At 43.1% G+C, this 5,503-nt stretch carries 2 tRNA genes and 3 rRNA genes; all 5 read left to right on the top strand.

The window, feature by feature from the left end:
• Nucleotides 1-141 precede the first annotated feature (141 nt).
• Nucleotides 142-1,659, top strand: a 16S ribosomal RNA gene (locus tag AC5LG6_RS11190).
• A gap of 123 nt (nt 1,660-1,782) precedes the next feature.
• Nucleotides 1,783-1,859, top strand: a tRNA-Ile gene (locus AC5LG6_RS11185).
• Nucleotides 1,860-1,863: 4 nt separating this feature from the next.
• Nucleotides 1,864-1,939, top strand: a tRNA-Ala gene (locus AC5LG6_RS11180).
• A gap of 337 nt (nt 1,940-2,276) precedes the next feature.
• Nucleotides 2,277-5,190: ribosomal RNA gene (locus tag AC5LG6_RS11175) — 23S ribosomal RNA — on the top strand.
• A 181-nt stretch (nt 5,191-5,371) separates the two neighbouring features.
• A 5S ribosomal RNA gene (gene rrf / locus AC5LG6_RS11170) occupies nt 5,372-5,487 on the top strand.
• Together the 16S, 23S and 5S rRNA genes with 2 tRNA genes alongside form the textbook arrangement of a ribosomal RNA operon.
• The last annotated feature ends 16 nt before the right edge of the window (nt 5,488-5,503 follow it).

The following is a 5,503-nucleotide window of genomic DNA, read 5'->3' as shown; positions in this document are numbered from 1 at the left end:
AAAAAATTGAACAAGATATAAATAGAGATATTTATTAACTTGTCTATAAATTTGAGTGATAATTTTGTAATTAAGTAATTAAAAACAAAAATGTCAGTTTCAACTACTACATAAAGATTAAATTTAGATTTAATCAAAAAATTTATGGAGAGTTTGATCCTGGCTCAGAGTGAACGCTGGCGGCGTGCTTAACACATGCAAGTCGAACGAGAACGGATTATAGCTTGCTATAATTGTCAGCTAAGTGGCGCACGGGTGAGTAATGTATAGGTAATATGCCTCTTACTAAGGGATAACAAATGGAAACGTTTGCTAATACCTTATACTCCTTATTAACATAAGTTAATAAGGGAAAGATTTATTGGTAAGAGATTAGCCTGTATTGTATCAGTTAGTTGGTGGGGTAATGGCTTACCAAGACTATGACACATAACTGGTTTGAGAGGATGATCAGTCACACTGGAACTGAGACACGGTCCAGACTCCTACGGGAGGCAGCAGTGGGGAATATTGCACAATGGACGAAAGTCTGATGCAGCAACGCCGCGTGGAGGATGACACATTTCGGTGCGTAAACTCCTTTTATATGAGAAGATAATGACGGTATTATATGAATAAGCACCGGCTAACTCCGTGCCAGCAGCCGCGGTAATACGGGGGGTGCAAGCGTTACTCGGAATCACTGGGCGTAAAGAGCATGTAGGCGGATTAATAAGTTTGAAGTGAAATCCTATAGCTTAACTATAGAACTGCTTTGAAAACTGTTAATCTAGAATGTGGGAGAGGTAGATGGAATTTCTGGTGTAGGGGTAAAATCCGTAGAGATCAGAAGGAATACCGATTGCGAAGGCGATCTACTGGAACATTATTGACGCTGAGATGCGAAAGCGTGGGGAGCAAACAGGATTAGATACCCTGGTAGTCCACGCCCTAAACGATGTACACTAGTTGTTGTGAGACTTGATCTTGCAGTAATGCAGTTAACACATTAAGTGTACCGCCTGGGGAGTACGGTCGCAAGATTAAAACTCAAAGGAATAGACGGGGACCCGCACAAGCGGTGGAGCATGTGGTTTAATTCGACGATACACGAAGAACCTTACCTGGACTTGACATAGTAAGAACTTTCTAGAGATAGATTGGTGTCTGCTTGCAGAAACTTATATACAGGTGCTGCACGGCTGTCGTCAGCTCGTGTCGTGAGATGTTGGGTTAAGTCCCGCAACGAGCGCAACCCTCGTGTTTAGTTGCTAACAGTTCGGCTGAGAACTCTAAACAGACTGCCTACGCAAGTAGGAGGAAGGTGAGGACGACGTCAAGTCATCATGGCCCTTACGTCCAGGGCTACACACGTGCTACAATGGGATATACAAAGAGCGGCAATACGGTGACGTGGAGCAAATCTTATAAAATATCTCCCAGTTCGGATTGTAGTCTGCAACTCGACTACATGAAGTTGGAATCGCTAGTAATCGTAGATCAGCTATGCTACGGTGAATACGTTCCCGGGTCTTGTACTCACCGCCCGTCACACCATGGGAGTCGAACTCATTCGAAGCGGGGATGCTAAAATAGCTACCTTCCACAGTGGATTTGGCGACTGGGGTGAAGTCGTAACAAGGTAACCGTAGGAGAACCTGCGGTTGGATCACCTCCTTTCAAAGAAATATTATTAAGATTTGTTTCTTAATATATAAATAAAAAGAAAAAACTACTTTTAACAACATATATTTAGTTTGTAAAGATTATTTGAAGAACTACAAATAATTTATAGGTAAATATGGGCCTATAGCTCAGCTGGCTAGAGCGCTCGACTGATAATCGTGAGGTCTCAGGTTCAAGTCCTGATAGGCCCACCATCATGGGGAATTAGCTCAGCTGGGAGAGCGCCTGCTTTGCACGCAGGAGGTCAGCGGTTCGATCCCGCTATTCTCCACCATATACTATAAGAATAAAATTAGATATAAGCTTTTATATATAAGAGTTTATATCTGGTTTTAATCAGAAACGTTACTTTGGAATAACTTTAGTTATTTGAAGTAGCATGATATTTAAAAATATAATGTTAAAGTCTTTAAAATTTTTTCGTAAAATTAAATAGTAATGTTTAATTTTAAATAAAAAAATTTCATATCTAAAATTTAATGTAAAAATTAAATTTAATTATAGATAACACAACTAACTTATTATAGTATGTACTTGTATATATGTTTAATAAGATAGTAGCCAAAGAATATTATCAAATTTAGAATAATTAGAAATAATTATTCTGGCAATTATAAGCTATTAAGGGCTAATGGTGGATGCCTTGACTGTAAGAGGCGATGAAGGACGTATTAGGCTGCGATAAGCCTCGGGGAGCTGCCAAAGAGCTTTGATCCGAGGATTTCCGAATGGGGCAACCCAGCATATAGAGATATATGTTACCCTACGGGGAGCGAACCTGGTGAAGTGAAACATCTCAGTAGCCAGAGGAAGAGAAATCAAATGAGATTCCCATAGTAGCGGCGAGCGAACTGGGATTAGGACAAACCCAATGCTTGCATTGGGGGTTGTAGGACTATAATGTGTAATTAAAGAGAATAGATGAATTAGTTGGAAAACTAGAGCATAGAAGGTGATACTCCTGTAATTAAAATTCTCAATAATACTAATAGTATCCTGAGTAGGTCGGAACACGTGATATTTTGACTGAAGCTGGGGGGACCACCCTCCAATCCTAAATACTACTTACAGATCGATAGTGAACAAGTACCGTGAGGGAAAGGTGAAAAGTACTGCAGCGAGCAGAGTGAAATAGAACCTGAAACCATTAGCTTACAATCATTCAGAGCCCTATGATTTATCAGGGTGATGGACTGCCTTTTGCATAATGAGCCTGCGAGTTGTGGTGTCTGGCAAGGTTAAGCCAAGTGCGAAGCCGTAGCGAAAGCGAGTCTTAATAGGGCGAAATAGTCAGATGCTGCAGACCCGAAACGAAGTGATCTATCCATGAGCAGGTTGAAGCTGGTGTAAGAGCCAGTGGAGGACCGAACCCATTGACGTTGAAAAGTCTCGGGATGACTTGTGGATAGGGGTGAAAGGCCAATCAAACTTCGTGATAGCTGGTTCTCTCCGAAATATATTTAGGTATAGCCTTGTGTTGTAGCATATAGGGGTAGAGCACTGAATGGGCTAGGGCTGCTTACCGCGGTACCAAACCCTATCAAACTATGAATACTATATGTGGAATCACAGGAGTCAGGCGGTGGGTGATAAAATCCGTCGTCAAGAGGGGAACAACCCAGACTAACAGCTAAGGTCCCTAAGTTACATCTAAGTGGAAAACGATGTGGAGTTACTGTGACAACCAGGAGGTTGGCTTAGAAGCAGCCATCCTTTAAAGAAAGCGTAACAGCTCACTGGTCTAGTGATTCTGCGCGGAAAATATAACGGGGCTAAGATGTACACCGAAGCTTTAGATTCAATTTTTAATTGAGTGGTAGGAGAGCGTTCTATTCAGCGTTGAAGGTATACCGGTAAGGAGTGCTGGAGCGGATAGAAGTGAGCATGCAGGCATGAGTAGCGATAATTAAGGTGAGAATCCTTAACGCCGAAAACCCAAGGTTTCCTACGCGATGCTCGTCATCGTAGGGTTAGTCGGGTCCTAAGTCGAGACTGAAAAGTGTAGACGATGGCAAATTGGTTAATATTCCAATACCAACATATAAGCGCGATGTGGGGACGCATAGAGTTAGTCGAGCTCACTGATGGAATAGTGGGTCGAAGGATGTAGGTTGTTAAGTAGGCAAATCCGCTTAACGTTAGACCGAGATCTTACAGGCTCTTGACACTCTTCGGAGGAGATGGAGAATCGATGATACTGTCGTGCCAAGAAAAGCCACTAAGTTTATTATATGTTGCCCGTACCGTAAACCGACACAGGTGGGTGGGATGAGTATTCTAAGGCGCGTGGAAGAACCCTCTTTAAGGAACTCTGCAAAATAGCACCGTATCTTCGGTATAAGGTGTGCCTACTTTGGTATAGAAACTTGCTTTCAAAAGCTGAAGAGGTTGCAACAAAGAGTCCCTCCCGACTGTTTACCAAAAACACAGCACTTTGCTAACACGTAAGTGGATGTATAAGGTGTGACGCCTGCCCGGTGCTCGAAGGTTAATTGATGATGTCAGCGCAAGCGAAGCATTTGATCGAAGCCCGAGTAAACGGCGGCCGTAACTATAACGGTCCTAAGGTAGCGAAATTCCTTGTCAGTTAAATACTGACCTGCATGAATGGCGTAACGAGATGGGAGCTGTCTCAAAGAGGGATCCAGTGAAATTGTAGTGGAGGTGAAAATTCCTCCTACCCGCGGAAAGACGGAAAGACCCCGTGCACCTTTACTACAGCTTGACACTGTAGCTTGGATATTCATGTGCAGGATAGGTGGGAGGCTATGATGACTAGACGCAAGTAGAGTCGGAGCCATCCTTGAGATACCACCCTTGAATATTTGAGTTACTAACTGCGATGAGTTATCCTCATTCAGGACAATGTCTGGTGGGTAGTTTGACTGGGGCGGTCGCCTCCTAAATAGTAACGGAGGCTTACAAAGGTTAGTTCAAAGCGGATGGAAATCGCTTGTTGAGTATAATGGCATAAACTAGCTTGACTGTGAGACCTACAAGTCGAACAGAGACGAAAGTCGGTCATAGTGATCCGGTGGTTCTGCGTGGAAGGGCCATCGCTCAAAGGATAAAAGGTACGCCGGGGATAACAGGCTGATCTCCCCCAAGAGCTCACATCGACGGGGAGGTTTGGCACCTCGATGTCGGCTCATCGCATCCTGGGGCTGTAGTCGGTCCCAAGGGTATGGCTGTTCGCCATTTAAAGCGGTACGCGAGCTGGGTTCAGAACGTCGTGAGACAGTTCGGTCCCTATCTTCCGTGGGCGTAGGAAAGTTGAAGAGATTTGTCCCTAGTACGAGAGGACCGGGATGAACCAACCACTGGTGTACCAATTGTTCTGCCAAGAGCATCGTTGGGTAGCCACGTTGGGATGTGATAAGAGCTGAAAGCATCTAAGCTCGAAGCCAACTCTAAGATGAACTTTCCCTGAAGTTCCCAGCAAGACTAGCTGGTTGATAGGCTGGATGTGTAATGGGTGTAAGCCCTTTAGCTGACCAGTACTAATAGAACGTTTGGCTTATTTTTAACAATTTTCTTTGGTTTACTATCTTATTAAGCATATTTCTTATGTTTAATTTGTGTTGATTATGTATAGATATACAAATATGAAATTAGCTTTTTAAAGCTACAAAGACTTTAGCATTAAATTTCTCAATCTCGCAATTTGAGTATTAAGAGTTTACAAAAGCTTTTAGTACTCAAATTTGCTGGTGGTTAAAGAGAAGTGGAAATACCCAGTCCCATTCCGAACCTGGTAGTCAAGCACTTCATCGCCGATAATACTGCTGGGTCCCCCGGTGGAAACGTAGGTCGCTGCCAGCTCATTGAGTTTTTATTA

The sequence above is a fragment of the Arcobacter thermotolerans genome (assembly GCF_983172305.1).
Note: the sequence above shows the minus strand (reverse complement) of the source record. Positions and strands in the feature narration are given on the sequence as shown.